Source organism: Cupriavidus sp. SS-3, assembly GCF_035818815.1.
Taxonomy (GTDB): domain Bacteria; phylum Pseudomonadota; class Gammaproteobacteria; order Burkholderiales; family Burkholderiaceae; genus Cupriavidus; species Cupriavidus taiwanensis_C.
Genome location: NZ_JAYLVT010000027.1, coordinates 1 through 25,282 on the forward strand (window position 1 = coordinate 1; position 25,282 = coordinate 25,282).

Below are 25,282 nucleotides of genomic sequence, written 5' to 3' on the forward strand. Positions count from 1 at the left end.
TGCTGGTCCAGCAGTTCCTTGAACTTGAACAGGATGCGCGCGCGGCGCAGCGGCGGAGTGTCGGCCCACGCCGGGAAGGCGGCCTTGGCGGCGGCGACGGCATCGGCCACGTCCTGGGCGGTGCCCAGCGCGACGCGTGCGGACACTTCGCCGGTGGCGGGGTTGAATACATCCGCCTGGCGCTGACCGCCGGCGCGGCGCACGGTGCCGCCGATGAAATGATGGACTTCGGCCAGTTGCCGGTTTTCTGCGATGCTCACTTGGGATTTCCTTCGAGGGCCGCGGCGCGCGCATGGCGTGCCCCGGCGTGCAATCGGGGAGGCCGGGCCCGCGGGCCCGGCGGCAATGGGAGGCGGCGCGGGCCGCTGGCTCGATGTCGCTTACTTGATGTCCTGCAGCGCCTGCTTCACGGTATCGAACATCTCGCCGATCTGCGCTTCCGAGATGATCAGCGGCGGCGAGAACGCCAGGATGTCGCCGGTGTAGCGCACCAGCACGCCCAGCTCCAGGCACTTGAGGAAGGCCTCGTAGGCACGCGCGCCCGGCTGGCCCGGACGCGACTCCAGCTCGATGCCGGCTACCAGCCCGTAGTTGCGGATGTCCTTCACGTGCGGCGCGCCGCGCACGCCGTGCGCCGCGGCCTCGAATACCGGCGCCAGCTCGGCGGCGCGGCCGAACAGGTTTTCGCGCTGGTACAGGTCCAGCGTGGCGATCGCCGCCGCCGCGGCCACCGGGTGGCCGGAATAGGTATAGCCGTGCAGCAGTTCGATCGTGCCCGGCGCGGCCGAGTTGACCACCGCGTCATGCACCTCGCGGCGCACGGCGACGGCGCCCATCGGCACCGCGGCGTTGTTGATCGCCTTGGCCATGGTGATCAGGTCCGGCGTCACGTTGAAGCGCTCGGCCGCGGTGGCCGCGCCGAGGCGGCCGAAGGCGGTGATGACCTCGTCGAAGATCAGCAGGATGCCGTGGCGGCTGGTGATCTCGCGCAGCTTTTCCAGGTAGCCGACCGGCGGCACCAGCACGCCGGCGGAGCCCGCCAGCGGTTCGACGATCACCGCGGCGACGTTGGCCGGGTCATGCAGCGCGAGGATGCGCTCGAGGTCGTCGGCCAGATGCGCGCCCCATTGCGGCTGGCCCTTGGAAAAGGCGGCCTCGGCCAGGTTGAAGGTGGCCGGCAGGTGGTCGGTGCCCGGCATCAGGTTGGCCGAGAAGGCCTTGCGGTTCGGCCCGATGCCGCCCACTGCCATGCCGCCGAAGCCGACGCCGTGGTAGCCGCGCTCGCGGCCGATAAAGCGCGTGCGCTGGCCTTCGCCGCGCGCGCGGTGATACGCCAGGGCGATCTTCAGCGCGGTGTCGACCGCCTCCGAGCCCGAGTTGGTGAAGAAGATGCGGTCCAGGCCCTGCGGCATAATCGCCGCCAACTTGGTGGCGGCCTCGAACGACAGCGGATGGCCCATCTGGAATGGCGGCGCATAGTCCAGCGTGGCCGCCTGGCGTGCCACCGCCTCGGCGATTTCCTTGCGGCAGTGGCCGGCCGCGACGCACCACAGGCCGGCGCAACCGTCCAGGATCTGGCGGCCGTCGTGGGTGGTGTAGTACATGCCGCTGGCCGACGCCAGCAGGCGCGGCGCCGCCTTGTACTGGCGGTTGGCGGTGAAGGGCATCCACAGCGCATCGAGATCGGGAATCACGGTCTTGGCGGCGTCCATACGTCCTCCTAGGGGGAAATCGGGTCGGTTGGGGGCGGCGCGCCGGCTGGCGGCGCGGCAATGAGGGCCACTCTACCGGCGGCGACTGGCCGACAAAATATACAGTCCGGACAACCACGCCTTACCGTACAGTTTGATCACGCCCGACCGTACAGGCAAGTAGCACGCCGGCACCGCACCCGGACGATCTCGCCGCGCGCCGCCCATGCCGCGGCGCGGGCATCGCACGCTGCAGCGCGGCAATTTTCACGTGACGGAATGCCTGGGTCCGCGCGTCGGCCGGCAGCCGCTAAACTGTACAGGTCCACGCCTGCCCGAGTGCCTGATGCTGACCCTGAACCTGACCCGCAGCCGCCGCGACGGCGACACCCTGACCGAGCAGATCGTCGCCGGCATCGCCGCGCTGGTGGAGCAGCGCGCGCTGCGTCCCGGCACGGCGCTGCCGTCGGTGCGGCGCTTTGCCCAGCACCACCACGTCAGCACCTTTACCGTGGCCGAGGCCTACGGACGGCTGACCGCGCTCGGCTACCTCGCCGCGCGCCCTGGCTCCGGCTACACCGTGGCGCACCGCCATGCGCCGGCCGGCCATGCGCGCGCGCCGCATTGGGAAGCGCCGGGGCTGAATGCCGCATGGCTGCTATCGGACGTGTTTGCCGACCATTCGGTTCCGATCAAGGCCGGCGCGGGCTGGCTGCCAGGCGACTGGCTCAACGAGGAAGGCCTGCACCAGGCCATGCGCGCGTCGGCCCGCGTGCCGGCGGCGCAGCTGTCGGGCTACGGTCATCCGTATGGCTTTGCGCCGCTGCGCGAGCACATTGCCGCGGGGCTGGGCCAGTACGGCATCCCGCTGCAGGCGCAGCAGGTGGTGCTGACCCAGGGCGCGACGCAGGCGCTGGACCTGGTGGTGCGCACGCTGCTGCGTGCCGGCGATACCGTGCTGGTGGAATCGCCCTGCTACTGCAACCTGCTGCAGATCCTGCGGCTGGCCGGGCTGCGCGTGGTCGGCGTGCCGCGCACGGCGGCGGGGCTGGACACCGACGCGCTGGAGGACGCGCTGCGCGCCCACGCCCCGCGCGCGCTGTTCATCAACACCGTGCTGCAGAACCCGACCGGCGCCAGCCTCACCAGCATGAACGCCTTCCGCGTGCTGCAACTGGCCGAGCAGCACCGGCTGCTGGTGGTCGAGGACGACATCTACCGCGAACTGGCGCCGGCGGGCTCGCCGATGCTGGCGGCCATGGACGGTCTGTCGCAGGTGGTCTATGTCAACGGTTTTTCCAAGACCATCACACCGTCGCTGCGGGTCGGCTACCTGGCCGCCAGCCCGGACCTGGCCAAGGCCTTTGCGCGCACCAAGATGGCCGTCGGCCTGACCTCATCGGAGGTGACGGAGCGGCTGGTGTATTCGGTGCTGACCAGCGGCCACTATGGCCGCCATGTGGCGGCATTGTCCGAACGGCTGCGGGCGCAGCAGGACCGCGTCACGGAAAAGATGGAGGCCCACGGGCTGGAGGTGCTGCTGCGCCCGGAAGGCGGGATGTTCGCGTGGGCGCGCCTGAACGAGGCGGTGCAGGCGCGGTGGCTGGCCAGTCGCCGCGGCGGTCCGCTGCTCGGCAACCGCCTTGCCACGCTGGCACTGGAGCATGGCATCTGGCTGGCGCCCGGATCGTATTTCGAGCCGGACGAAACCGACTCGCCGTGGATCCGCTTCAACGTGGCCACCGGCGACGCGCCGCAGTTGTGGCAGTTCTTTGACAGCCTGGCGCAGGCGCGGCAGGCGGCTTGAGGCCGAGGCAGGCGGCCTGGCCGGCGCTCAGCTCCAGAGACGCTCGACCAGCCAGCCGGCGGTGGCGCAAACGCCTACCCAGGCGGCAAGACAGGTGGCAATAAAGCGATAGCTCATCTCGGTACGGTCAACAAAGATATGACGGGGACGTGAATTTTTCGCTGGATCATACATCCATTCATGAATGTATGTAAGCGAAAGAAAAGATTCCTTACGTCTCTCGCGGGAATCTGTTGCATATAAGGCACACGCAGCGATACCGCCCCCCGTTTCCTGACGCAACCCAAACCCACCCCTGAGGCCGTCGGGGATGCCACGGCATGCGCACTGGTCTCTGCTACCCTTGGGCCTGCCTGGCCCTGCGCCAGACAATTCGCCGAGTTTTCAAGCGCAAAGCACGTTCCCCATGCATACCCAAGACCTGTCCGCCTGGACCCACAGCCACGCCTTCGACGCGGGCAACCGCGCCGCCGAACGCGGCACGCGCCTGGTGATGGTGATCACCGCCATCACCATGGTGGCGGAAATCGCCGCCGGGCTCTGGTTCAACTCGATGGCGCTGCTGGCCGATGGCTGGCACATGAGCTCGCACGCGCTGGCCATCGGGCTGTCAGCTTTCGCCTACGCCGCCGCGCGCCGCTACGCCGGCGACTGGCGCTTTGCCTTCGGCACCTGGAAGATAGAAGTGCTGGCGGGCTTCGCCAGCGCGGTGTTTTTGCTGGGCATTGCCGCGCTGATGGCGGCGGGCTCGGTCGAGCGCCTGTTCGTGCCGCAGGCGATCCACTATCGCGAAGCGATGGCCGTGACCGCGCTCGGGCTGCTGGTCAACCTCGGCTGCGCGCTGATCCTCGGCGGCCATGCGCATGGCCACGACCACGGCCATGACCACGGTCACCATCACAGCCACGACCATCACCATCATGACCTCAACCTGCGCGCTGCCTATGTGCACGTGCTGGCCGATGCCGCGACCTCAGTGCTGGCGATCGTCGCGCTCGCAGGCGGCTGGTGGCTGGGCTGGAACTGGCTCGATCCGGTGATGGGGCTGGTGGGCGCGGTACTGGTCGGCCGCTGGGCCATCGGCCTGATGCGCCAGAGCGGCACGGTGCTGCTGGACCGCGAGATGGACCACCCGGTGGTGGACGAGGTGCGCGAGGTGCTGGCCGGCCTCGATCACGGCGACGACAGTACCCGCGTGTCCGACCTGCATGTGTGGCGCGTGGGCCGTCAGCACTTTGCCTGCATCGTCTGCCTGGTCACGCATGATGCCGCGCTGACTCCGCAGCGCGTGCGCGAGGCGCTGTCGGTGCACGAGGAACTGGTGCACGTAACGGTGGAGATCAGCCGCTGCGACGGCGATCACTGATAGGACCACTGAGGCGAGCGCAGCGGCTCGCCATCGGCTTGCGGAGGATCAGCTCAGCTCGCACCACATGCACAACGGCGGCGTGTCCGCCGCGCGGTGGAATTCGCTCGACGACATGACCTCGGGCGGCAGCTTCGCGGCCGGCACCAGCGTAAAGCCGTAGCGCGCGAAATAGCTGGGGCAGCTGGACGCCAGCAGCACGGCGCGCCGTGCGCCGTTGGCGCGGGCGCGCATCAGCGCGGCACGCACCACGTGGGTGGCCACGCCCTGGTCGCGGTGTTCGGGCAGCACGCCCACGGAACGGATCACCACGGTCTCGCCGCAGCGCTCGCCGGCGGCGCAGCCGATGATCTGCGTGCCAAGGACGGCAACGTGGAAATGCTCGAGCAAGCGCGGTACACCGTCCACCGGCAGCCCGCATCGATCCAGCACCTCGCCCACGGCGGGAGCATCCGTCGGCACGGCTACGCGGATGCGCAGGTCTTTCATCATCTGGAGCCTCTCTTTTTCACACTGCCTCGCGAGGGGAAACGCCATGGAAGCCCGGACATGGCGGTGCCGCCGACTGGCGGCACGGGTTGCACGCAGGCCAGCGGCCTGTCGGGCAACATTACCCGATTCGCTGCGGTTGATCCATTGGGGATAAACGCGTGTCCGGAACCGTTGCGGCATACCGGTCAGGGCGCGTGCGGCACAGCCCGCCGCATTCATGGCGCAGGCCGATGACAGGCGCGTGAAAAAAAGGAAAGCGTAGCGATCGCGCGCGACTGCGCAGGTGCGCCGGGCGCAATGCGCCCGGGCAGGAAGATGGAGGCGGGGATCCGGAATCGAACCGTCGTACACGGCTTTGCAGGCCGTTGCATAACCACTCTGCCACCCCGCCGCTGACATCGCGCCGGAGCGGCGCGACGTGCTGCGGGCCGCAGTGTAGCGGGAAATGGAAATCTTTGCAGGAGAGCGCGCGGCGCGCCGCGCCGGCTCAGTCCTCGATTCCGCCCATGGCGGACTGGATGTAGTTCTGCAAGCCGACCTTGCGCACCAGCTCCAGCTGCGCTTCGAGCCAGTCGATATGTTCCTCGGTGTCCTCGAGGATATCGACCACCAGCTGGCGCGAGACATAATCGCCGACCGACTCGAAATACTTGATCGCATCCTTGCAGCTGGCCTGCGACACCAGTTCGAGCTTCAGGTCGCAGCCGAGCATTTCTTCGGTGTTCTCGCCGACCAGCAACTTGTCGAGGTCCTGCAGGTTGGGCAAGCCATCGAGCAGCAGGATGCGCTCGATCAGCTTGTCGGCGTGCTTCATTTCCTCGATCGATTCGTCATACTCGTGCTTGCCCAGCGCGCGCAGTCCCCAGTGCCGATACATGCGGGCATGCAGGAAATACTGGTTGATGGCAGTGAGCTCATGCCGCAGCTGCCCGTTCAGCAACTGGATCACCTTCTTGTCAGTCTTCATGGCAGCCCCCAATGCCCCTGTGACAGGGACATGCGATGTCGCCATGGCACGACCACAGCGACGCCACGGCGAATGCGCCGCGTGACTTCATGGTAGTCCCGCGTAAGCGGACATCAAGCAATCCGGGCCCGCGCCGCGGCGTTCTTGCCGCATGGATTCTCTATTTTCTGACTTGCTTGCGGATGCGAATGCCAATGGTTTCTATTCGGTTTTCGTAAGCGCCCTGCACGGCATCATGAAAACAAAAAAGCGGGCGCCGCGGTATTTGCCGCGGCGCCCGCCATGGGCGTTGCCATCGTTGCAGTTCAGTCCAGCTTCGCGCCCGAATCCGCCACCAGCGTCTTCAGCACCGGCCAGTCGCGCGCGTAGAGCGCCTGCGCCTCGGCCGGCGAACTGCCCACCGTGCGCAGCCCCAGCGCGACCATGCGCTCCTGCATCTCGGGGCTCTGCAGGATGGCGCGCACCTCGCTCTCGAGCCGGGCCAGGATCGGTGCGGGCACGCCCACGGGCGCCACCAGGCCGATCCAGCCGACGGTCTTGAAGGCGCTGTCCTGCATGCCGGCCTCGGCAAAGGTGGGCATGTCGGGAAGCGCGCTGCTGCGCTGCGTGCCGGTCACCGCCAGCGCCTTGAGCTTGCCGCTCTGGATGTAGGGCCTGGCGGTGAGGATGCTGGCGAAGCCAAACTGCACCTGGCCGCCGAGCAGGTCCTGCAGCATCGGCGCCTCGCCCTTGTACGGCACGTGCGTGGCCTGGCCGTGCACCAGCTTGCTGTAGTAGGCGCCGCTCAGGTGCGACAGCGACCCCACGCCCCACGAGGCATAGCTCAGCTTGCCCGGCCGGCCGCGTGCGTAATCGCCCAGTTCGCGCACCGTGCGCGCCGGCACCGACGGGTGGGTCACCAGCACCAGCTGCGCGTCGGCCAGCACGCTGATCATGCTCAGGTCCTTGCGCGGGTCGTAAGGCAGCTTCTGGAACAGGAACTGGTTGGTCAGCACCGACTGCGTCAGCGTCATCAGCAGCGTGTAGCCATCCGGCGCGGCCTTGGCCACGGCATCGGTGCCGATGATGCCGGAGGCGCCGGCCTTGTTGTCGACCACCACCGGCTGGCCCAGCCGCTTGCTCAGCTTTTCGCCCATGGCGCGGGCGATGGTGTCGGTGCCGCCGCCGGCCACATAGGGCACGACGATGCGGATGGGCTTGGCGGGGTAGGCCTGGGCCGCGGCCGGCAGGGCCGCGCCGAGCGAAAGCCCGGCGACCAGGCCGCCAGTGGCCAGCGTCAGCCATGCGCGTCGGTTCATGTTGTCTCCAGATCGGTTTTGGTTTTGGAGGACAACCTTAGTGGGCTTGAGAACTTACGTCCAATGCAATATTTTTCAGTTTTTGATGCATAAATGGTTATTTCATGGGCTTGAGGCAGCTGCATCACTTCGTCACGCTGGTGGAACAAGGCAGCTTCGCGCGCGCCGCGGCCGCGCTGCACCTGTCGCAGCCGGCACTGACACGCAGCATCCAGGCGCTGGAAGCCGAGCTGGGCATGCTGGTCGACCGCAGCTACGGCAAGGTGCGCCCCACCGCCGCCGGCATGCTGGCCCTGGCGCGCGCGCGCCGCATGCTGCGCGAGCAGCGCGAGCTGCGGCGCGACCTGCAACTGCTGGAAGAGGTGGAAATCGGCACGATCCGCGCCGGCTTCGGACCGTTCGCGGCCTCGTTCCTGCTGGACCCGGTGCTGGAGGCGCTGGTGCGCCGCTATCCGCGGCTGCGCATCGACCTCGAGACCGCCGACACTGCCGCGATGCGACGTTCGCTCGAAGCCGAGCAGCTCGACATCTTTGTCGGCGAAAGCCGCAGCCTGGCGGAACTGGCGCACTTGCAGATCGACCGGCTGCCGGCACTGGAAACGGCTTTCTTCGTGCGCAGCGGCCATCCGCTGACCCGGCAGCGCCAGGTCACCCTGGCCGACCTGCGCGCCTACCCGGTGGCCGGGACCCGGCTGCCGCCGCATATCGTGCGCTTCTTCCGCCAGGCCCTGCACGAGGCCAGCGGCGGCAGCGGCCCGCTGCCCGAGGACGAGCCCGGGCTGATGACCGTCACCTGCAACGACATGCATGCGCTGCGCGCGCTGCTGCTGGCGGTCGATGCCGTGGCGCTGGTGCCGGTGGCGATGATGGCCGAGGCGTGCGCACAGCGCCTGGCCGTGGCCCTGCCGATGCACCCGCCCACCGCGCTGAAGGCGCAGTACGGCATCGTCACGCTGGCCGGGCGCACCCCGTCGCCGGCCATGCGTGTGTTCGCGGCGCTGGTGCATGAAGCGGTGGCGCAGACCGGCGCCGGCTCCGGGCCGGCGCCATAGGCGTGGCGTGATGCGAGGCGGTCAGCCCGCAGCCACCGCGGGTTGTCCGGCCTGGCCGCCCGCCGGCAGCCGCGCGGCCATGCGCTGGCGCGAGCGCTCGGGGTTGACCACGCACAGCCCGGCCAGCGCCGCCACCACCATCAGCGCGCCGCACAGCGCCAGCCCCAGTTCAAAGCCGCGCGCGCCGGGCGCGTTCTGCACCAGCACGCCCGTCACCAGCGGCGCCAGCACGCCGGCCACCGACGATACCGAGGCATCGATCGCCAGCACCGCGCCGCGCTGCCCGGCCGGCACCACCTCGGCCAGCATCGCCGGGCCGAGCGAATAGATCGCCGGCGCGCACACGCAGCCCAGCACCAGCAGCCCCACGCGCATGGCAGGCGTGGTGCCTGGCCACAGCAGCAACAGGAAGAAGCCGCCCGCCAGCAGCAGCATGCCCGCCGAGACCCGGCCGCGCGCCAGCCGCGACGACACCCCGCGTGCCAGCAGCCGTTCCGAGCACCATGCGATAGCGATGGTCAGCGGCAGGTTGGTGCCGACGATCAGCGCAAACAGCTTGCCGCTGACGGCATGGTCGAAGCCCAGCCCGCTTTGCAGGTAGGCCGGGATCCAGGTCAGGCACAGCGCCAGGCCCCAGTACGCCGCCAGCCGCAGGGCAAAGCAGCCCAGCACCGTGGGATCGCTCAGCAGCACGCGATACGGCAGCCGCTGCGGCGCGGCGATGCCAGCGTTGCCGTGCGCGATCGGACGTTCGTCCAGCGAGCCTTCGCGCCCCAGCGCGATCCAGGCCACCGCCCACACCACGCCCAGCACTGCCAGCAGGTAGAAGTTGGTGCGCCAGCCCCAGTGCGCGGCCACCGCCGGAATCAGCAGGCCCGCCAGCACGATGCCGATGCCCGCCCCCTGCGTCAGCACCGCCACCGGCAGGTTGCGCCGGTTGTTCGGAAACCATTTGTAGCAGGCATGGATCGCCACCGGCGCGGCCGGCCCTTCCATGAAACCGAGCAGCACGCGCGAGACGATCAGCACCGCCAGGCTGGACGACAGCGCGATCGGGATCTGGCACAGCGACCACGCCAGCGCCATCAGGATCAGCAGCCGCGACGTCGGCGTGCGATTGGCCAGGAAGCCGCCCAGCACGCCGGACACCGCGAACAGCCAGAAGAAGCTGCTGCCGACCAGGCCGAACTGCGCCGGCGTCAGCCCCAGCTCGGCCATCATCGGCGCGGCCAGCAGGCCCACCACCATCTTGTCCATGGCGTTGACCACCAGGAAGAAGAACAACAGCACTGCGGTCAGCCACGCGCGGCGCGGCTGGTAGGATGGATTCATGCGTGTCTCCCGGAACAATGGGATGCCAGCCGCGGCCGGCATCAGGGGCCCCTTACTGATGCGCCGGCCCGCCGCCGTCGCGGCCGATATAGCCGAACAGGTAGGCGCCGACCTTGCGCATCTGGATCTCGTCCGAGCCCTCGGTGATGCGGTAGCGGCGATGGTGGCGGTAGATGTGCTCGAACGGCTTGTGGCGCGAATAGCCCAGCCCGCCGTGCACCTGCATCGCCGTGTCGGCGGCCTCGCAGCACAGGCGGTTGGCGGTGTAATTACACATCGAGACCTTGTCCGACAGGCGCTTCTCCACCTCGCGCTTGGGCATCCGGTCCATTTCCCAGGCGGTCTGGCGGATGAACGCGCGCAGCATCTCGGCACGCGTGGCCAGGTCTACCAGCGGGAACTGGATGCCCTGGTTGCGCGCCAGCTCCTGCCCGAAGGGCTTGCGCCGGCGCGCGTACTTCACGCTCTCGCGGATGCAGTACTCGGCCGCGCCCAGGCTCGCGGCGGCCTGGCGAATGCGGTTCTCATGCACGAAATGCTGGGCGATGGCGAGGCCCGCGCCCGGTTGCCCGAGCACCGCGTCATCCGGCACCCAGACCCCGCTGAAGCTCACGCGCGGATGGTCGGTGGGCATGTTGAAGGTCCACAGATACTCTTCCACGCGCACGCCTTCGCTGTGCGCCGGGACCAGGAACGCGGTGATGCCGCGGGCATCGCCGTCCTCGCCGCTGGTGCGCGCGAACAGCACCACATGCGTGGCGGTGTGCAGGCCGGTGGTCCACATCTTCTCGCCGTCGATGCGCCAGCCGCCGCGCCCGCCGCGCGGCTCGGGCCGCGCGCGCGTGGCCATGTGGGTGGCGTCGGACCCGTGCTCTGGCTCGGTCAGGCCGAAGCTCAGCTTCACGGTCTCGTCCAGCATGCCCGGGATCAGCGTGGCGCGTTGCGCATCGCTGCCGAAATCGCGCAGCACCAGCACGAACGGCTTGTTGCCGACGATCGAGTGCTCGTTCTGCAGGTCATTGTGCAAACCCAGGCCCTTGGCCGCCAGGTGCTCGCGGATCACGGCCATCCACAGGTTGCCGCCATCCCGGCCGCCGTACTCCGCCGGCAGCGCGAAGCGCAGGTGGCCGGCGCGATCGGCGCGGCGGCGGGCCTCGGCCAGCAGCGCCTCCCACTCGGGGCGCGGCAGGCCCTGGTTGTCGAAGTCGGTGCGGGCCCATTCGCGGCGGTGGTCGAAGAAGCGCTGGTTGTCGTGCTCGTCCTGCAGCGGTGCGATCTCGGCCTCGATAAAGGCATCGAGCTCGTCCAGGTAGGCCGTCAGCTCGGCCGGCAAATGGAAATTCACGGAAGCGTCTCCTCACGATCGACAATCTGGCGATAGCTGCTGTACCCGGGCTGGTCGACGGCAAGCTTGGCCAGCGTGACTGCCCACAGGTGGCCGGCAAGTCCGGGCGTGGCGGCTTCGAAGCGCCCGCTGGCGATGGCCTCGCACAGGCGCTGGTTCAGTTCGGCAAGCGTGCCGTCGGTGCCCAGCAGCGCGCGCAGGCGTTCCTGCTCGGCGGCCAGCGCCGCGGGCGCGAGGCGCAGTTCGCGCGCGACGATGTCGAGCACATTGGCGGCCACGCGCGCGTCGAAGGCCGCGCGCCCGCCCAGGTTGGGGATCGCGGTGTCACGCAGGAAGGCGGTCACCGCGTCGATCAGGCCTGCGGCATCGGGGGTGTCTTGCATGGTCAGGTTCGGTAATCCGTGCCGGCCGGCGCATGGTCACGCGGCAGCAGCAGGTTGAGCAGGTCGATCTCGGTTTCGGAACTGCGCCGGCCGATCGCGGCGCGCTCGACGCTGCGCGGCCCGCCGCCCTGCGGCGCGCGCGACATGGTCTGGCAGGCCACGCCCCACTTGAGCACGCCGAAGATTTCCCAGAAGCGCACGCGCCCCGCGTCGACCGTGCCGCCCGCGTCGGCATAGCCGGCAAACAGCTGCGCGCGCGTGCCGAAGCCACCCACCGGCAATCCCGTGCAGCCGAAGCGCCAGGAGTTCACGCACAGCCAGCCCAGGTCCGTCATCGGATCGCCCACATGCGCCAGCTCCCAGTCCAGCACCGCGCGCAGGCCCGCCTCGTCGACCATCAGGTTGCCGTTGCGGAAATCACCATGGACCAGCGTGGCGCGCCCCGTTGCCGGCGCATGGCGCTGCAGCCAGCGGAAGGCCAGCTCGAACACCGGGCGCTGCTCGCCCGCCGCCCGATAGCGCCGCAGGTAACCCTCGACCTCCTCGGCGGCATTGCTCTCGCGCAGCGGCGGCAGCGCGGCGCGGTCGATGCCATGGATCGCGGCCAGCGCCTGCCCGCACTGGTAGGCCAGCCGTTCGCGCGCCCGCGCCAACCGCGGCTCGCGCACGATGCGGCCGCCCAGCGTCTCGCCTTCGATACGGTCCATCACGAAGCCGGCGCCGATGCCGTCCTGCGGCGCCAGCATCGCCCGCACCACCGGCACCGGCACCCCGGCCGCGCCGGCCAGCCGCAGCAGCGCGGCCTCGGCCGCCATGCCCGCCTGTAGCGCCGACACCGTTGCCGCGGGGCGCGCCGCTGCGCCGGGATCGCGCCTCAGGATCATCGGCGCCGGCCCGTGCGGCCCGGCCACCGTGAACGACCAGGTCTCCTGGCTGGCGCCGCCGGACAGGCGGCGCAGGCCGGTGATGCCGGCCTCGGCATCGAAGCCGGGCAACTCGCGGCATACGACGCGGCGCAGGCCGGCCAGCAGGCTGGCTTCCGCGTCGGGGGGCGGGGATGTGTGCATCGGTCTCCGGGCAGTCCCGCATGGTGGCGGCACGGCTGAATTAATAATATGGATTATGTTTTTGGCGAGTATGGTGGCCTGATACAGTTCATGACATCAGTAAAAACACGGACAAGCAGGGGCACGCGGAAGCACTGCCGCAACCGATCGGGGTCGTCATGAAAGAAAAGCTGATTGCGCTGGAAGGCCACGCCGGCTATGCCGCGCCGCGTTATGCGAGCGGGCTGCGCACCACCCACCGGCTGTTCGAGGCCGGCCGGCGGCTGCTGCGCGAGCGCACGCTGGAACAGGTGTCCATCCAGGAGATCTGTGCCCGCGCCGGCGTCACCACCGGCGCGTTCTACAGCCGCTTCGACGGCAAGGACAGCTATTTCAGGGCGCTGCAGGCGCTGGCGCTGGCCACGCTGCGCGAGGCCATGGCGGCGCGCCTGGCACAGCTGGACAATGCGCCGACGACGCTTGAAGACGCGGTGCGTACCATGGCGCGCGACAGCCGCATCTGGGCCTGCCGCAATGAAGGCGTGCTGCGCGCCTCGCTGGTGGTGCGTGCCACCACCGGCGAAGACCCGATCCGGCAGCTCAACCGCCAGTACATCGTCGACCTGGCATCGCGCCTGGCGCGGCTGCATCCGGCCGGCCCGTCGCCCGAGCTGGAGCTGCGCATCCGCTTCGCCCACCAGGCGCTGGCCGGCACGCTGCTGTATGCGCTGATCAACCGCGAAAGCATCTACGCGCTGTCAGACCGGCGGCTGGACCAGGAAATGGCGCGGGCGTTCCTGCTGTCCGTGGCCTAACAGCAGCGCGGGCAGCCCAATGAAAAAGAGGCCCCGCAGGGCCTCTTTGCAGCTTGCGGCCGGCGTCGCGCCGGCATCGCCCGCCTTACTCCACCGTCACCGACTTCGCCAGGTTGCGCGGCTTGTCGACGTCGGTGCCGCGCGCGCAGGCCGTGTGGTACGCCAGCAGCTGCAGCGGCACCACGTGCAGGATCGGCGAGAGGTCGCCGTAGTGCTCGGGCATGCGGATCACCTGGATGCCGTCGGACGACTGGATCTGGGTGTCGCTGTCGGCAAACACGTACAGGCGGCCGCCACGGGCGCGCACCTCCTGGATGTTGGACTTGAGCTTCTCCAGCAGCGCGTCATTGGGGGCGACCGTGACCACCGGCATGGCTTCGGTGACCAGCGCCAGCGGGCCGTGCTTGAGTTCGCCGGCCGGGTAGGCCTCGGCGTGGATATACGAGATTTCCTTGAGCTTCAGCGCCCCCTCCATCGCGATCGGGTAGTGCAGGCCGCGGCCGAGGAACAGTGCGTTCTCGCGGCGGGCGAAGTCTTCGGACCAGGCGATGATCTGCGGCTCCAGCGCCAGCACGCCGTGCAGCGCGGCCGGCAGGTGGCGCAGGTTGGTCAGCGCCTGGGCCTCGGCCTCTTCGGTCAGCAGGCCGCGGGTCTTGGCCAGCGACAGCGTCAGCATGTAGAGCGCCGCCAGCTGCGTGGTGAAGGCCTTGGTCGAGGCCACGCCGATCTCGGTGCCGGCGCGGGTCAGGAAGCGCAGTTCGGTCTCGCGCACCATGGCGCTGGTGGCGACGTTGCAGACCGCCAGCGTATGGACGTGGCCGAGCGCGCGCGCATGGCGCAGCGCGGCCATGGTGTCGGCGGTTTCGCCCGATTGCGAGATCACCACCACCAGCGCGCGCGGGTTGGGCACGGTGTCGCGGTAGCGGTATTCGCTGGCAACCTCGACCTGGGTCGGGATCCTGGCGATGCTTTCGAGCCAGTACTTGGCGGTGCAGCCGGAATAGTAGCTGGTGCCGCAGGCCAGGATCAGCACGCTGTCGATGCCGGCGAAGACCTCGGCGGCGTTGTCGCCGAACAGGTCCGGCGACAGGCCTTCGACGCCCTCGAGCGTGTCGCCCAGCGCGCGCGGCTGCTCGAAGATTTCCTTCTGCATGAAGTGGCGGTACGGGCCCAGGTCCACCGAGGCGGCATGGGCTTCGACCACGCGCGCTTCGCGCTCGACCGCGTGGTCGTTGACGTCATGGATGGTCACGCCGTCCAGCGTGATCTCGACCACATCGCCCTCTTCCAGGTAGATGATGCGGTTGGCGGTGCCGGCCACGGCGAGCGCGTCGGACGCCAGGAAGGACTCGTTCTCGCCCAGCGCCACCACCAGCGGCGAGCCGGCGCGCGCGCCGACCACACGGCCGGGCTGGTCCTTGGCGAACACCGCGATGGCATAGGCGCCGTGCAGGCGCTTGGTGACCGCGCGCACCGAGGCGAACAGGTCGCCACGCGTGGCGCTGCTGGGATAGCTGTAGGCCTGGTGGATCAGGTGGGCGACCACCTCGGTATCGGTCTGCGACTCGAAGCCGTAGCCGACCGCGCGCAGCTCTTCGCGCAGCGGCTCGTAGTTCTCGATGATGCCGTTGTGCACCAGCGCGATGGTCTCGCCCGACAGGTGCGGGTGGGCGTTGACGGTGTCGGGCTTGCCGTGCGTGGCCCAGCGCGTATGCGCCACGCCAGTGAAGCCGGACAGGCCGGACGCCTGCGTCTGCGCGTCGAGGTCGGCGACGCGCGACACGGTGCGCGCGCGCTCGACCGCATCGTCGCGCACGACGGCGACGCCGCACGAGTCATAGCCGCGATACTCCAGGCGGCGCAGCCCTTCGATCAGGACCGGAACGATGTTGCGCGTGGAAACCGCGCCGACGATGCCACACATGCTGAACCCCCGTTTGCTGGCGCCTGCCCTCTGGCCACTGGCGCCGGTATGAATCCTGTGGCGCCGCCTGGTGCCGGCGGCGCTGGTGCTTACTGCTTCGGCTGCTTGACCGGACGCTGCCAGGCGTCGATGGTCAGCTGCTTGGCCCGCGACAGCGTCAGCTTGTCGGCCGGGGCCTCCTTGGTGAGCGTGGTGCCGGCGCCCAGCGTGGCGCCGCGGCGCACCGTCACCGGCGCCACCAACTGCGTGTCGGAGCCGATGAAGACATCGTCCTCGATCACGGTGCGGTGCTTGTTCACCCCGTCATAGTTGCAGGTGATGGTACCCGCGCCAATATTGACACGCGACCCCACCGTGGCGTCGCCCACATAAGCCAGGTGGTTGGCCTTGCTGTGTGCCGCCACCTGTGCATTCTTGACCTCGACGAAGTTGCCGATATGCACGTCCTCGCCCAGCTCGGTGCCGGGGCGCAGGCGCGCGTACGGCCCGATGCGGCCGGCGGGCCCGATCCGGGCCTCGTCGACATGGCAGAACGGGTGCACCTGCGCGCCGGCGCCGACGGTGCTGTTGCGGACCACGCAATGGGCGCCGATGCGCACGCCGTCTTCCAGGTGCACGCGGCCCTCGAACACGCAGCCGACGTCGATGGTGACATCGCGCCCGCAGGTGAGCTCGCCGCGCACATCGATGCGGGCCGGGTCCAGCAGCGTCACGCCGGCCTCGAGCAGGCGCCGGGCCTGGTTGCCCTGGTGGATGCGCTCGACCTCGGCCAGCTGCAGCTTGCTGTTGACACCCAGCGTCTCCCACACCGCCGCGGGCTGGGCCGAAACCGTCTCGACGCCATCGGCGACGGCGCGCTCGACGGTGTCGGTCAGGTAGTACTCGCCCTGGGCATTGTCGTTGCGCAGCGTCGACAGCCACTTGCGCAGGTGGCCGGTCGGGCACACGATGATGCCGGTGTTGATTTCGCGGATGGCCTTCTCGGCTTCGCTCGCGTCCTTTTGCTCGACGATGCGGACGATGCTGCCCGCCGCGTCGCGCACGATGCGGCCATAGCCGGTCGGATCGGGCATTTCCACGGTGAGCACGCCAAAGCGCTGGGCGCCGGCCTCGGCCACCAGCGCCTGCAGCGTCGCCGCGCTGGTGAGCGGCACGTCACCGTAGAGAACCAACGTAGGCTGGTTGTCGTCCAACAAGGGAAGTGCCTGCATCACCGCATGGCCCGTGCCCAGTTGCTGGGCCTGCTCGGCGAAGGCGACATCGTCGGCGGCCACCGCCTCGCGCACGCGCGCGGCGCCGTGGCCGACCACGACCACCAGCCGCGACGGCGACAGCGCACGGGCCGTATCCAGGACATGCGCGAGCATGGGCCGCCCGGCTACCGGGTGCAGCACCTTGGGCAAATCGGAATACATCCGCTTGCCCATGCCCGCGGCGAGAATGACGATATTCACAAGGAGACCCCTAAGTGAGTGTGTCCGAAAATCTTCTGGAAAACGCCGGACGGGTATTTGGCCCGGTGCTCGGCAAACTGCGCCGCCGGGACTCGCGAAAGCTTGCCGCCGGGCCTGCGCTTGTTCCCGCAAACCCTTGCCAGGACTTGGCTGGCCGGCATCAGGGGAGCCCGGTTCCGATGCGCGCCGATTTTAACATGGCGCTTTCTGCGCAAAGGACCGTGGTTTCCGAATTTCACAATTGTTGGGCGCGGCGTATTTTGGTGATTCTCGGCGCCGCGGCCTTGTGCGCGTGCAGCGCCATGAAGCTCGGTTACCAGCAGGGCGACCGGCTGGCGTACTGGTGGATCGACAATTATGTCGATGTCACCTCGGCCCAGGAGCCGCTGACGCGCGAGGCGATCGCGCGCTTCTTTGCCTGGCACCGCAAGGCGCAGCTGCCGGAAATCGCCAGCCTGCTGCAGGAGGCCAAGGCCGACGTGGGCCAGCCGGTCACGCCGGCGAAGGTCGCGCACTTCCAGGACGCCTCACAGCAACTGGCGCGCCGATCGTTCGAGCAGGCCATGCCCGACATGGCCGACTTCCTGCTGACGCTGACGCCCGAGCAGATCACCCGCATGGAAAAGAAGTTTGCCGAGGGCAACGCCAAGTACCGCAAGAAATTCCTCAACGCGGACCCGGCCGAGCGCGAGGAAGCGCGCTTCGACAAGGTGATGGAGTACGCGCGCCTGGTCTACGGCGGCTTCTCTCCCGAGCAGGAGAAGGCGATCCGCGTCAAGGTCGGGCCGGTGGTGCAGAACGCCGAGGCGCGCTATGCCGAGCGCGTCGCGCGCCAGCAGGAATGGATCAAGATGGTGCGCTTCGTGCAGGCCACGCAGCCGCCCAAGGCACAGGTGATCGACCTGCTGCGGCGCTTCCGCGAGTACTGGCAGAATCCGCCGGCCCGGCACGCCGCCAGCCACGAAGCCGGCAACCACGCCGGCATCGCGCTCACCGTGGCGATCGCCAACCTGACCACGCCCCAGCAGAAGGCGCACGCGCAGGATCGCTTCCAGAAGTGGATCGATGACACGCATGCTCTGATGCGCGAGAAGTCGCAGCCGCCGGTGCAGTCGGCGGCGGCAAACTGAACCCGCATCCCGCCGCGATGAAAAACGCCCGCGCAAGCGGGCGTTCTGTCATTTGGCCGCCGCAACGGCTTACTGCGTGCCGGCCGGCTCCCCCGCCGGGGCCGCCGCCGGGGTGCGCTCGAAGCGCACGAACTCCATGCGGTTTTCGTCGAGGCTGCCGGCAAAGGTCAGCGGCTGCTGCTGGAACGTGGTCTCGCCGAACAGCGAGGCCTCGTCCACCTTGGCCAGGCCCGTCGCCAGCCCGGTGAACGGGAACAGTTCGGTATCCGCCAGGTGCGACGGCACCACGTTGCGCAGCGCCGAAAAGATATTGTCGATGCGGCCCGGGTTCTGCCGCTCCCACTCCTGCAGCATCTCGCTGACCTTCTTGCGCTGCAGGTTTTCCTGCGAGCCGCACAGGTTGCACGGGATGATCGGGAATTCCATCGCGCGTGCGTACGACGCAATGTCCTTCTCCGAGCAGTACGCGAGCGGGCGGATCACGATGTGGGCGCCGTCGTCGGTGGCCAGCTTGGGCGGCATCGCCTTCATCTTGCCGCCGAAGAACATGTTCAGGAAGAAAGTGTTGACGATGTCGTCGCGGTGGTGGCCCAGCGCGATCTTGTTGGCGCCCAGCTCCTTGGCGGTGCGGTAGATCACGCCGCGGCGCAGGCGCGAGCACAGCGAGCAGGTGGTCTTGCCCTCGGGCACCTTTTCCTTGACGATCGAATAGGTGTCCGCCTCGACGATCACATATTCCACGCCGACCGACTTCAGGTATTCCGGCAGGACGTGTTCCGGGAAGCCGGGCTGCTTCTGGTCCAGGTTCATCGCGATCAGCTTGAACTTGATCGGCGCGCGCTTCTGCAGCGCCATCAGGACCGACAGCATGGTGTACGAGTCCTTGCCGCCACTCATGCAGACCAGCACGGTGTCGCCGTCCTCGATCATGCCGAAGTCGCCGATGGCCTTGCCGGTTTGCGATTGCAGCCTCGTCTCGAGGCGATAGAAATTGTTCGAGTGGCTCATGGAGCATCCTGTTGCGTGGCGCCCGCCGGATGGAATGGCCGGCGCGGCGCGAAGGGGCAACATTTTACTTTAGGCGCCCGCGCGCTGCAGCGGGCGCCGGCAGGACCGCTCAGGCCTGCTTGATATGGAAGACCTCGACCCCGACCGAATCGCAATCCGGGTACACGTCGGGCTTTTCGGTCGACACGCGCACCGCGCGCACCTTGGGATGCTTCAGCATGGCGCGCGCGACGTCGTCGCACAGCGTTTCCTGCAGGTGCACATGGCCCTGCGCCATGCGCGCCGCGACGGTGTTGCGCATGAAGTCGTAGTCGACCACTTCGTCGAGCTTGTCGGACTGCGGCGTGCATTCCTCCAGCGGCACGAACAGGTCGATATTGATCAGCACGCGCTGCTCGCCCTTCTTCTCGAATTCGTGCACGCCGATATTGATCTGCACTTCGTAGTTGCGCAGGAACATGCGTCGGCAGTCTTGCAGGCTGGGGTGGGAAAGGGCGGCGAGCATGGTCATGGCGGCAAACGAAAAGGGGAAGTGTAAGGCGGGGGTGCCGCGCCGGTCAGGCGCGGCCGATGATGCAGGTCATTCGGTCAGGAACATCACGTCGCGCGCCAGCGGCATCAGGTGCTGGCCGCCGTCGACGTACAGCGTGGTGCCGGTCACGGCGCGCGCCTGCGCCAGGTAGGCCACCGCCTGGGCGATGTCCTCGGGCGTGGACGACTGGCCCAGCGGCGTCACGCGATGCGCGCGGCGGAAGCTCTGCTCCGACTGCTCGCCCGACACCAGCGTGATGCCGGGGGCCACGCCCACCACGCGCAGGCGCGGCGCCAGCGCCTGCGCCAGCTGCACGGTGGCGGTCTGCAGCGCGGCCTTGGAGAGCGTGTACGAGAGGAAGTCCGGGTTCAGGTTGTCGAGCTTCTGGTCGAGCAGGTTGATCACCACGCCGCGCGGCTCGGCGGCCTTGCCGGCGCCCTCCGGGCCCGCGGCCGCGGCCAGCGCCTTGTGCAGTTCGCGCGCCAGCAGCAGCGGCGCGGCCACGTTGGTGCGCATATGCGTATCGAGCGACGCATACGAAAAACTCGTTGCCACGTCGTACTGGAACAGCGAGGCATTGTTGACCAGGCAGGTCGGCACGCCCAGCGCGGCGGTGCAGTCGGCCACCAACCGGCTGGTGGCGGCCTCGTCGGCGAGGTCGGCGCGCAGCACCGCGGCGCGGCGGCCGAGCGCGCGGATCTGCGTGGCGAGGGCTTCGGCCTCGTCGACCGAGCGATGGCAGTGCACGGCCACGTCCCAGCCCTGGGCCGCCAGTTCCAGCGCGATGGCGCGGCCCAGGCGGCGCGCGCCGCCGGTCACGAGGGCCACGCCGCGGGCGGCGGGCTGGCCAGCCTTGTCGCCAGCCTGGCTGGCGGAAGTATCGGATGCGGGCATTGCTACAATCGCAGGATGCAGAAAGCCGCTAGTTTACCCCTTCCCCCCGCCGACGCGCAGGCCGCCTCCGATACCCTTACGGCCCGTATTGGCGAATCGATCGATGCAGCCGGCGGCTGGATCGGCTTTGACCGCTACATGGCGCTGGCGCTGTACGCGCCCGGCCTGGGCTATTACAGCGGTGGCTCGGCCAAGTTCGGCCGCGATGCCCGCGACGGCAGCGATTTCATCACCGCCCCGGAACTGAGCCCCTTCTTTGCCCGCACCCTGGCACGCCAGTTCGCGCCGTTGCTGGCGCAGGGGCTGCCGCGCCTGCTGGAGTTCGGCGCCGGCACCGGCCGGCTCGCCGCGGACCTGCTGCTGGGGCTGGAACAGGAAGGCCGCTTGCCCGACACCTACGCCATCGTCGAGCTGTCGGGCGAGCTGCGCGCGCGCCAGCAGGACACGCTGGCCCGGCGCGCACCGCACCTGGCCGAACGCGTCACCTGGCTCGATACCTTGCCTGCCGCTTTCGAAGGCGTGATCGTCGGCAATGAAGTGCTGGATGCGATGCCGGTACAGTTGTATGCGCGCCGCGACGGCAGCTGGCATGAGCGCGGCGTGGTGCGTGACGCGCTGCAGGCCGAAGGCGGCGCGCCCGCCTTCCGCTTCGAAGACCGCGCGCTGGCCGCCGCCGACGTGCCCGCGGCGCTGCGCGCCATCCCCGGCGACCACGACCTGGTCACCGAGACCCATGCCGAGGCCGAGGGCTTCACGCGCGCGGTCGGCGCCATGCTGGCGCGCGGCGCGGCCTTCTTCATCGACTACGGCTTCCCCGGCGGCGAGTACTACCACCCGCAGCGCGCCGGCGGCACGCTGATGTGCCACTACCGCCATCATGCGCACCCCGACCCGTTCCTGTACCCCGGCTTGCAGGACATCACCGCGCACGTCAACTTCAGCGGCATCGCGCACGCGGCGGTCGAGTCAGGGCTGACCGTGGCTGGCTTTGCCTCGCAGGCGCGCTTCCTGATGAACGCCGGCATCACCGAGCTGCTGATGACGCTGGACCCGTCCGACGCGCGCGCCTTCCTGCCGCAGGCCAATGCGGTGCAAAAGCTGCTGTCCGAGGCCGAGATGGGCGAACTGTTCAAGGTGATCGCGCTCACGCGCGGGCTCGACCGCGGACTGGAACACAGCGAGCCGCTGGCCGGCTTTGCCCGCGGCGACCGCTGCCACGCCCTGTAACGGCACCGGAGCCGCCATGCTGCGCTGGACCCTGACCATCTTCCTGAGCGTGATCATCCTGTCCGCGGCGCTGCCATGGCTGCAGAAGGTGGGGCTGGGCCGGCTGCCCGGCGATGTGCGCTTCCGCGTGTTCGGGCGCGAATTCGTGCTGCCGTTCGCGTCGACGATCCTGATTTCGCTGATTGCGCTGGTGATCGGCAAGCTGCTGTAGGGCCTGCGGCCGCCTGTCCGGACCGGCTCAGGCGCCGTCCGGCTGCACCCCGAGCCGCTGCGCCACCGCCGCCACCCGTGCGGCATGGACCCGGTCCTTGATCTGCGCCACGTTGTCGGCGCAGGCACGCGCGATGGCGCCCGCATCGACGGACGCCGCGGCCTCGCGCGCCGCCAGCAGGCGCGCCGCCTGCGGGTATTCGCTGTGCTCGAAGCCCTTGCGCCCGCGCTTGTCCGCCTCGCAGGCCTGCAGCGCCTGCGCGAAGCGCGCGGGCTTGCGCAGCGCATCGCAGCGTTCCAGCAGCCGCACCACGGCGGCGGCGCCGAACTCCAGCGAGCGGTGGATGTTGCCATGCTCGCGCGCCACCACCAGCGCCAGGTCGCGGCATTCGTTGGGCACGCGCAGGCGCGCGCAGACCTGTTCCAGCAGCTTGACGCTGCGCAGCTCGTGGCCGATATGGCGCGGCAGCACGTCTTCGGGCGTGGTGCCCTTGCCCAGGTCATGCACCAGCGCGGCAAAGCGCACCGGCAGCGGCGCATCGAGCGCGGCGGCGCAGTCGATCACCATCATCACGTGCACGCCGGTATCGACCTCGGGGTGGAAGTCGGCGCGCTGCGGCACGCCCCACAGCCGCTCCAGCTCGGGCAGCAGCCGCGCCAGCGCGCCGCATTCGCGCAGCACCTCGAACATGCGCGCCGGCCGCGCCTCCATCAACCCGCGCGCCAGCTCCTGCCACACGCGCTCGGGCACCAGCGCATCGACCTCGCCCGCGGCGACCATCTCGCGCATCAGGCGCATGGTCTCGGCGGCGACGCTGAAGTCGTGGAAGCGCGCGGCGAAGCGCGCCAGCCGCAGGATGCGCACCGGGTCTTCGGCAAAGGCGTCGGAGACATGGCGGAACAGGCGCGCGGACAGGTCGCGCTGGCCGCCGTGCGGGTCGATCACGGGGCCGGTCAGGTTGCCGTCGGCGTCTACCGCGCGCGCCATCGCGTTGATGGTCAGGTCGCGCCGGACCAGGTCGTCCTCGAGCGTGACGTCGGGCTCGCAGTAGAAGGCAAAGCCCTTGTAGCCCATCGCGGTCTTGCGCTCGGTGCGGGCCAGCGCGTACTCCTCCTGGGTGCGCGGATGCAGGAACACCGGAAAATCCTTGCCCACCGGGCGATAGCCGGCGGCTTCCATTTCGGCCGGGGTCGCGCCGACGACCACGTAGTCGCGGTCCTGGCTGGGCTTGCCCAGCAGTTCGTCGCGGATCGCGCCGCCCACCGCATACACCTGCATGTTTTGGCCTTTTCATGCGCAGGCACGGGTCATCCGGTAGTGGCCCGGCGCCGGCGCTATTGCTAGTGGCTGACGATTATCGCATCGGCACGGTCCGGCGCCAGGCGGTACGGTTCGTCGTCGGCCAGGAAGTCGCGTTCCTCGCGCGCGCCGGCAATCCATTGCTGCATCGCCGGCAGCGCCAGCATGAAATCGGCATAGGCCTTGGCGTCTTCGCGATCGTCCGGCAGGTGGATGCCGTAGGTGGCGAAGCGGCTCACCACCGGCGCATAGAACGCGTCGGCCACGGTGAAGGTGCCGAACAGGAACGGCCCGCGCGCGCCATGCTGCTTGCGCAGCCCGTCCCAGATCGCGGCGATCCGCTCCACCTCGCGCTGCACCGCCACGTTCCAGCCGCGTCCGGGCAGCACCGCGGTCACGTTCATCGGCAACTGGTTGCGCACGTTGGTGAAGCCAGAATGCATCTCGGCGCAGATCGCGCGCGCGACCGCGCGCTCGGCCGGGTCGGCCGGCCACAGCTGCTGGTCGGGGAAGCGCTCGGCCACGTATTCTGAGATCGCCAGCGAATCCCACACGGTGACATCGCCATCGACCAGCACCGGCACCTTGCCCGCGGGCGAGTAGCGGGCGATCTCGGCGGCGAAGCTGCCGGTGAACAGGCGCACCTGCACTTCCTCGAATTCAATGCCGGCCTGGCGCAGCAGCAGCCACGGGCGCAGCGACCAGGAGGAATAGTTCTTGTTGCCGATGACGAGCTTCATCGTGAGGTCCTTGGGGGAGGAAACGGAGGGAGAGACGGCACGGAGCGGGCCGCAAGCCACGCCCCGCAGCCCGCGGGACGGCGTGGCAGCCGCGCGCCGGACCGGTCATTTTGCCAGCGCGGCCGCCCGCGTCAAAGTGAATTGCGCTCGCAACCGATATGAAATCCGGTCACATAGGCCACGGCCTCAGCGGTGCACGCTGGCGCGCATGTGGGTCAGCGCGGCATCGCGGTTGCGCCCGGACAGCGCGTCGGTCATCACCGCCTCGAGATGCACGGGGTTCAGGTTCAGCTCCGGCGCCAGCGGGCGCTGCAGCACATTGTCGAGCTGCATCGAATCCAGGTTGTCGCGCGACAGCAGCGGCTCGCCCGGCATATGCTCCATGACCGCGGCCTGCACCCGCGCCAGCGCATCGGGCAGCGCGATCACCGGGCGCGGATGGCCCGAGGCGCGCCCGGCAAAGCGCACCAGTTCCTCCAGCGTATAGACCTGCGGCCCGCCCAGCTCATAACCATGGCCGATGGTGGCCGGATTCACCATGGCGTTCAGGTAGGCCTGCACCACGTCCTGCACGAACACCGGCTGGAAGCGCGCATGCGCGCACGCCAGCGGCACCACCGGCGCCAGCTGCTGCATGTGGGCGAACAGGTTGAGGAAATGGTCGTCGGGGCCGAACACCACCGAGGGCCGGAAGATGGTCCAGTCGAGCCCGCTGGCGCGCACGATGCGCTCGCCGTCGCCTTTGCTGCGCAGGTACATCGACGGTCCGTTGCTGTCGGCGCCGAGCGCGCTCATATGCAACAGCCGGCGCACGCCGGTGGACAGGCAGGATGCCACGATCTGCCGCACCAGTTCCACATGCGCGCTGGCAAAGGCGTCGCCGTAGGGATCGGCACGCTCGCCGTGCAGCACGCCCACCAGGTTCACGACAATGCCGTCGACGCCAAGCGAGCCGATCGCATCGTCCAGCGCGGCATTGTCGGCCAGCCCGAGCTCGACCACCTCGACGCGCGGCAGCAGCAGCAGGTGCTGCGCATGCTCGACATTGCGGGTGCCGACCACGATGCGATCCGGGGCAATGGGGGAATCGGGATTGGCGCCGGGCTCCAGCGGCGCGCCCGAGGCCGAGGCGGCGCCGGCCAGGCGCGAGACGAGATGGCTGCCGATGAAGCCGGCGCCACCGATGACGAGGACGTTGCTGGTCTGCATGTTGCCTCCGTGCCAGGAAAGAAGCACGCCGCGGCACCCGCGCCCAGCCCGGGCCTGCGG

Annotated in this window: 24 protein-coding genes and 1 tRNA gene; 7 read left to right on the forward strand and 18 right to left on the reverse strand. The window is 69.1% G+C overall.

Translation table 11 applies throughout. The features are described 5' to 3' along the window. Positions 1-260 (reverse strand): aldehyde dehydrogenase family protein (locus tag U9J39_RS27870; RefSeq protein ID WP_326348663.1); only part of this gene is annotated, 260 nt, incomplete at its 3' end. Between the two features lie 120 nt (positions 261-380). Then, the gene (locus U9J39_RS27875; protein WP_115707911.1) at positions 381-1,712 is read right to left on the reverse strand and encodes an aspartate aminotransferase family protein; all 1,332 of its coding nucleotides are present in this window, start codon (positions 1,710-1,712) and stop codon (positions 381-383) included. 325 nt (positions 1,713-2,037) lie between these two features. On the opposite strand from U9J39_RS27875, the gene U9J39_RS27880 reads away from it, so the two are divergent. Together U9J39_RS27880 and dmeF are read left to right on the forward strand one after the other, a co-directional pair. Then, positions 2,038-3,498 carry an aminotransferase-like domain-containing protein gene (locus tag U9J39_RS27880; protein ID WP_115707909.1) on the forward strand — a complete coding sequence of 487 codons (1,461 nt, stop codon included), beginning with the start codon at positions 2,038-2,040 and terminating at the stop codon, positions 3,496-3,498. 406 nt (positions 3,499-3,904) lie between these two features. After that, complete coding sequence (gene dmeF / locus U9J39_RS27885) at positions 3,905-4,864, forward strand: CDF family Co(II)/Ni(II) efflux transporter DmeF (RefSeq protein ID WP_326348666.1); 960 nt, start codon at positions 3,905-3,907, stop codon at positions 4,862-4,864. A gap of 48 nt (positions 4,865-4,912) precedes the next feature. Here dmeF and U9J39_RS27890 read toward each other — a convergent pair whose 3' ends face one another. The 4 genes from U9J39_RS27890 to U9J39_RS27905 form a co-directional block, all read right to left on the reverse strand. After that, positions 4,913-5,356, reverse strand: a complete 444-nt coding sequence (locus U9J39_RS27890) for a GNAT family N-acetyltransferase (RefSeq protein ID WP_115707905.1) — start codon at positions 5,354-5,356, stop codon at positions 4,913-4,915. Between the two features lie 316 nt (positions 5,357-5,672). Further along, a tRNA-Cys gene (locus U9J39_RS27895) sits at positions 5,673-5,747 on the reverse strand. 96 nt (positions 5,748-5,843) lie between these two features. Beyond that, complete coding sequence (bfr, locus tag U9J39_RS27900; RefSeq protein ID WP_115707903.1) at positions 5,844-6,323, reverse strand: bacterioferritin; 480 nt, start codon at positions 6,321-6,323, stop codon at positions 5,844-5,846. Between the two features lie 305 nt (positions 6,324-6,628). Continuing rightward, positions 6,629-7,621, reverse strand: a complete 993-nt coding sequence (locus tag U9J39_RS27905; RefSeq protein WP_115707901.1) for a Bug family tripartite tricarboxylate transporter substrate binding protein — start codon at positions 7,619-7,621, stop codon at positions 6,629-6,631. A gap of 104 nt (positions 7,622-7,725) precedes the next feature. Here U9J39_RS27905 and U9J39_RS27910 point away from each other — a divergent pair, with 104 nt between their 5' ends. Then, the gene (locus tag U9J39_RS27910; RefSeq protein WP_115707899.1) at positions 7,726-8,673 is read left to right on the forward strand and encodes a LysR family transcriptional regulator; all 948 of its coding nucleotides are present in this window, start codon (positions 7,726-7,728) and stop codon (positions 8,671-8,673) included. 21 nt (positions 8,674-8,694) lie between these two features. Here the strand turns inward: U9J39_RS27910 and U9J39_RS27915 are convergent, their stop codons facing one another. The 4 genes from U9J39_RS27915 to U9J39_RS27930 are packed head-to-tail and all read right to left on the reverse strand — an operon-like array spanning position 8,695 to position 12,800. Then, positions 8,695-10,005, reverse strand: coding sequence for an MFS transporter (locus tag U9J39_RS27915; RefSeq protein ID WP_116312071.1), 1,311 nt, complete (start codon positions 10,003-10,005; stop codon positions 8,695-8,697). 52 nt (positions 10,006-10,057) lie between these two features. Beyond that, entirely contained in the window at positions 10,058-11,350 is a 1,293-nt protein-coding gene (locus U9J39_RS27920) for an acyl-CoA dehydrogenase family protein (RefSeq protein WP_115707895.1), read from the reverse strand. Further along, positions 11,347-11,733 (reverse strand): DUF6285 domain-containing protein, encoded by a 387-nt coding sequence (locus tag U9J39_RS27925; RefSeq protein WP_116312070.1) that lies wholly within the window; start codon positions 11,731-11,733, stop codon positions 11,347-11,349. Before U9J39_RS27925 ends, U9J39_RS27920 begins: the two co-directional genes overlap by 4 nt. Before the next feature lie 2 nt (positions 11,734-11,735). Continuing rightward, the gene (locus tag U9J39_RS27930; protein WP_326348669.1) at positions 11,736-12,800 is read right to left on the reverse strand and encodes a phosphotransferase family protein; all 1,065 of its coding nucleotides are present in this window, start codon (positions 12,798-12,800) and stop codon (positions 11,736-11,738) included. A gap of 158 nt (positions 12,801-12,958) precedes the next feature. Between U9J39_RS27930 and U9J39_RS27935 the strand changes: the two genes are divergently transcribed. Then, on the forward strand, positions 12,959-13,594 hold the full coding sequence (locus tag U9J39_RS27935; RefSeq protein WP_115679206.1) for a TetR/AcrR family transcriptional regulator: 636 nt from the start codon (positions 12,959-12,961) through the stop codon (positions 13,592-13,594). Between the two features lie 85 nt (positions 13,595-13,679). Here the strand turns inward: U9J39_RS27935 and glmS are convergent, their stop codons facing one another. Further along, positions 13,680-15,518: a glutamine--fructose-6-phosphate transaminase (isomerizing) gene (gene glmS / locus U9J39_RS27940; protein ID WP_115705562.1), complete on the reverse strand. Its 1,839-nt coding sequence runs from the start codon at positions 15,516-15,518 to the stop codon at positions 13,680-13,682. An 89-nt stretch (positions 15,519-15,607) separates the two neighbouring features. Continuing rightward, positions 15,608-16,972, reverse strand: coding sequence for a bifunctional UDP-N-acetylglucosamine diphosphorylase/glucosamine-1-phosphate N-acetyltransferase GlmU (gene glmU, locus U9J39_RS27945; protein ID WP_326348671.1), 1,365 nt, complete (start codon positions 16,970-16,972; stop codon positions 15,608-15,610). 302 nt (positions 16,973-17,274) lie between these two features. Here glmU and U9J39_RS27950 point away from each other — a divergent pair, with 302 nt between their 5' ends. Then, on the forward strand, positions 17,275-18,102 hold the full coding sequence (locus U9J39_RS27950) for a DUF6279 family lipoprotein (RefSeq protein ID WP_172581711.1): 828 nt from the start codon (positions 17,275-17,277) through the stop codon (positions 18,100-18,102). Positions 18,103-18,171: 69 nt separating this feature from the next. Here the strand turns inward: U9J39_RS27950 and ttcA are convergent, their stop codons facing one another. From ttcA to U9J39_RS27965, 3 genes are all read right to left on the reverse strand, one after another. Continuing rightward, complete coding sequence (gene ttcA / locus U9J39_RS27955) at positions 18,172-19,110, reverse strand: tRNA 2-thiocytidine(32) synthetase TtcA (RefSeq protein ID WP_116312066.1); 939 nt, start codon at positions 19,108-19,110, stop codon at positions 18,172-18,174. Between the two features lie 109 nt (positions 19,111-19,219). Continuing rightward, entirely contained in the window at positions 19,220-19,621 is a 402-nt protein-coding gene (locus U9J39_RS27960; RefSeq protein WP_115707883.1) for a dihydroneopterin aldolase, read from the reverse strand. A gap of 69 nt (positions 19,622-19,690) precedes the next feature. Then, on the reverse strand, positions 19,691-20,536 hold the full coding sequence (locus U9J39_RS27965; protein WP_116312065.1) for an SDR family oxidoreductase: 846 nt from the start codon (positions 20,534-20,536) through the stop codon (positions 19,691-19,693). A 15-nt stretch (positions 20,537-20,551) separates the two neighbouring features. Between U9J39_RS27965 and U9J39_RS27970 the strand changes: the two genes are divergently transcribed. Both U9J39_RS27970 and U9J39_RS27975 read left to right on the forward strand, forming a co-directional pair. Further along, on the forward strand, positions 20,552-21,763 hold the full coding sequence (locus U9J39_RS27970; protein ID WP_326348673.1) for a class I SAM-dependent methyltransferase: 1,212 nt from the start codon (positions 20,552-20,554) through the stop codon (positions 21,761-21,763). 16 nt (positions 21,764-21,779) lie between these two features. After that, entirely contained in the window at positions 21,780-21,974 is a 195-nt protein-coding gene (locus U9J39_RS27975; RefSeq protein ID WP_012351539.1) for a DUF2905 domain-containing protein, read from the forward strand. Positions 21,975-22,001: 27 nt separating this feature from the next. Here U9J39_RS27975 and U9J39_RS27980 read toward each other — a convergent pair whose 3' ends face one another. From U9J39_RS27980 to U9J39_RS27990, 3 genes are all read right to left on the reverse strand, one after another. Continuing rightward, positions 22,002-23,252: a multifunctional CCA addition/repair protein gene (locus U9J39_RS27980; protein ID WP_115707877.1), complete on the reverse strand. Its 1,251-nt coding sequence runs from the start codon at positions 23,250-23,252 to the stop codon at positions 22,002-22,004. A gap of 62 nt (positions 23,253-23,314) precedes the next feature. After that, the gene (locus tag U9J39_RS27985; protein ID WP_115707876.1) at positions 23,315-24,013 is read right to left on the reverse strand and encodes a glutathione S-transferase family protein; all 699 of its coding nucleotides are present in this window, start codon (positions 24,011-24,013) and stop codon (positions 23,315-23,317) included. 186 nt (positions 24,014-24,199) lie between these two features. After that, positions 24,200-25,222, reverse strand: coding sequence for a complex I NDUFA9 subunit family protein (locus tag U9J39_RS27990; RefSeq protein ID WP_115707874.1), 1,023 nt, complete (start codon positions 25,220-25,222; stop codon positions 24,200-24,202). Positions 25,223-25,282: the final 60 nt, after the last annotated feature.

Excerpts from the sequence above, each read along its gene's own strand:
- U9J39_RS27875 (WP_115707911.1), bottom strand. The coding sequence starts at position 1,712 with ATGGACGCCGCCAAGACCGTGATTCCCGATCTCGATGCGCTGTGGATG.
- U9J39_RS27880 (WP_115707909.1), top strand. The coding sequence starts at position 2,038 with ATGCTGACCCTGAACCTGACCCGCAGCCGCCGCGACGGCGACACCCTG.
- dmeF (WP_326348666.1), top strand. The coding sequence starts at position 3,905 with ATGCATACCCAAGACCTGTCCGCCTGGACCCACAGCCACGCCTTCGAC.
- U9J39_RS27890 (WP_115707905.1), bottom strand. The coding sequence starts at position 5,356 with ATGATGAAAGACCTGCGCATCCGCGTAGCCGTGCCGACGGATGCTCCC.
- bfr (WP_115707903.1), bottom strand. The coding sequence starts at position 6,323 with ATGAAGACTGACAAGAAGGTGATCCAGTTGCTGAACGGGCAGCTGCGG.
- U9J39_RS27905 (WP_115707901.1), bottom strand. The coding sequence starts at position 7,621 with ATGAACCGACGCGCATGGCTGACGCTGGCCACTGGCGGCCTGGTCGCC.
- U9J39_RS27910 (WP_115707899.1), top strand. The coding sequence starts at position 7,726 with ATGGGCTTGAGGCAGCTGCATCACTTCGTCACGCTGGTGGAACAAGGC.
- U9J39_RS27915 (WP_116312071.1), bottom strand. The coding sequence starts at position 10,005 with ATGAATCCATCCTACCAGCCGCGCCGCGCGTGGCTGACCGCAGTGCTG.
- U9J39_RS27925 (WP_116312070.1), bottom strand. The coding sequence starts at position 11,733 with ATGCAAGACACCCCCGATGCCGCAGGCCTGATCGACGCGGTGACCGCC.
- U9J39_RS27930 (WP_326348669.1), bottom strand. The coding sequence starts at position 12,800 with ATGCACACATCCCCGCCCCCCGACGCGGAAGCCAGCCTGCTGGCCGGC.
- U9J39_RS27935 (WP_115679206.1), top strand. The coding sequence starts at position 12,959 with ATGAAAGAAAAGCTGATTGCGCTGGAAGGCCACGCCGGCTATGCCGCG.
- glmS (WP_115705562.1), bottom strand. The coding sequence starts at position 15,518 with ATGTGTGGCATCGTCGGCGCGGTTTCCACGCGCAACATCGTTCCGGTC.
- U9J39_RS27950 (WP_172581711.1), top strand. The coding sequence starts at position 17,275 with ATGAAGCTCGGTTACCAGCAGGGCGACCGGCTGGCGTACTGGTGGATC.
- ttcA (WP_116312066.1), bottom strand. The coding sequence starts at position 19,110 with ATGAGCCACTCGAACAATTTCTATCGCCTCGAGACGAGGCTGCAATCG.
- U9J39_RS27960 (WP_115707883.1), bottom strand. The coding sequence starts at position 19,621 with ATGACCATGCTCGCCGCCCTTTCCCACCCCAGCCTGCAAGACTGCCGA.
- U9J39_RS27965 (WP_116312065.1), bottom strand. The coding sequence starts at position 20,536 with ATGCCCGCATCCGATACTTCCGCCAGCCAGGCTGGCGACAAGGCTGGC.
- U9J39_RS27970 (WP_326348673.1), top strand. The coding sequence starts at position 20,552 with ATGCAGAAAGCCGCTAGTTTACCCCTTCCCCCCGCCGACGCGCAGGCC.
- U9J39_RS27975 (WP_012351539.1), top strand. The coding sequence starts at position 21,780 with ATGCTGCGCTGGACCCTGACCATCTTCCTGAGCGTGATCATCCTGTCC.
- U9J39_RS27980 (WP_115707877.1), bottom strand. The coding sequence starts at position 23,252 with ATGCAGGTGTATGCGGTGGGCGGCGCGATCCGCGACGAACTGCTGGGC.
- U9J39_RS27985 (WP_115707876.1), bottom strand. The coding sequence starts at position 24,013 with ATGAAGCTCGTCATCGGCAACAAGAACTATTCCTCCTGGTCGCTGCGC.
- U9J39_RS27990 (WP_115707874.1), bottom strand. The coding sequence starts at position 25,222 with ATGCAGACCAGCAACGTCCTCGTCATCGGTGGCGCCGGCTTCATCGGC.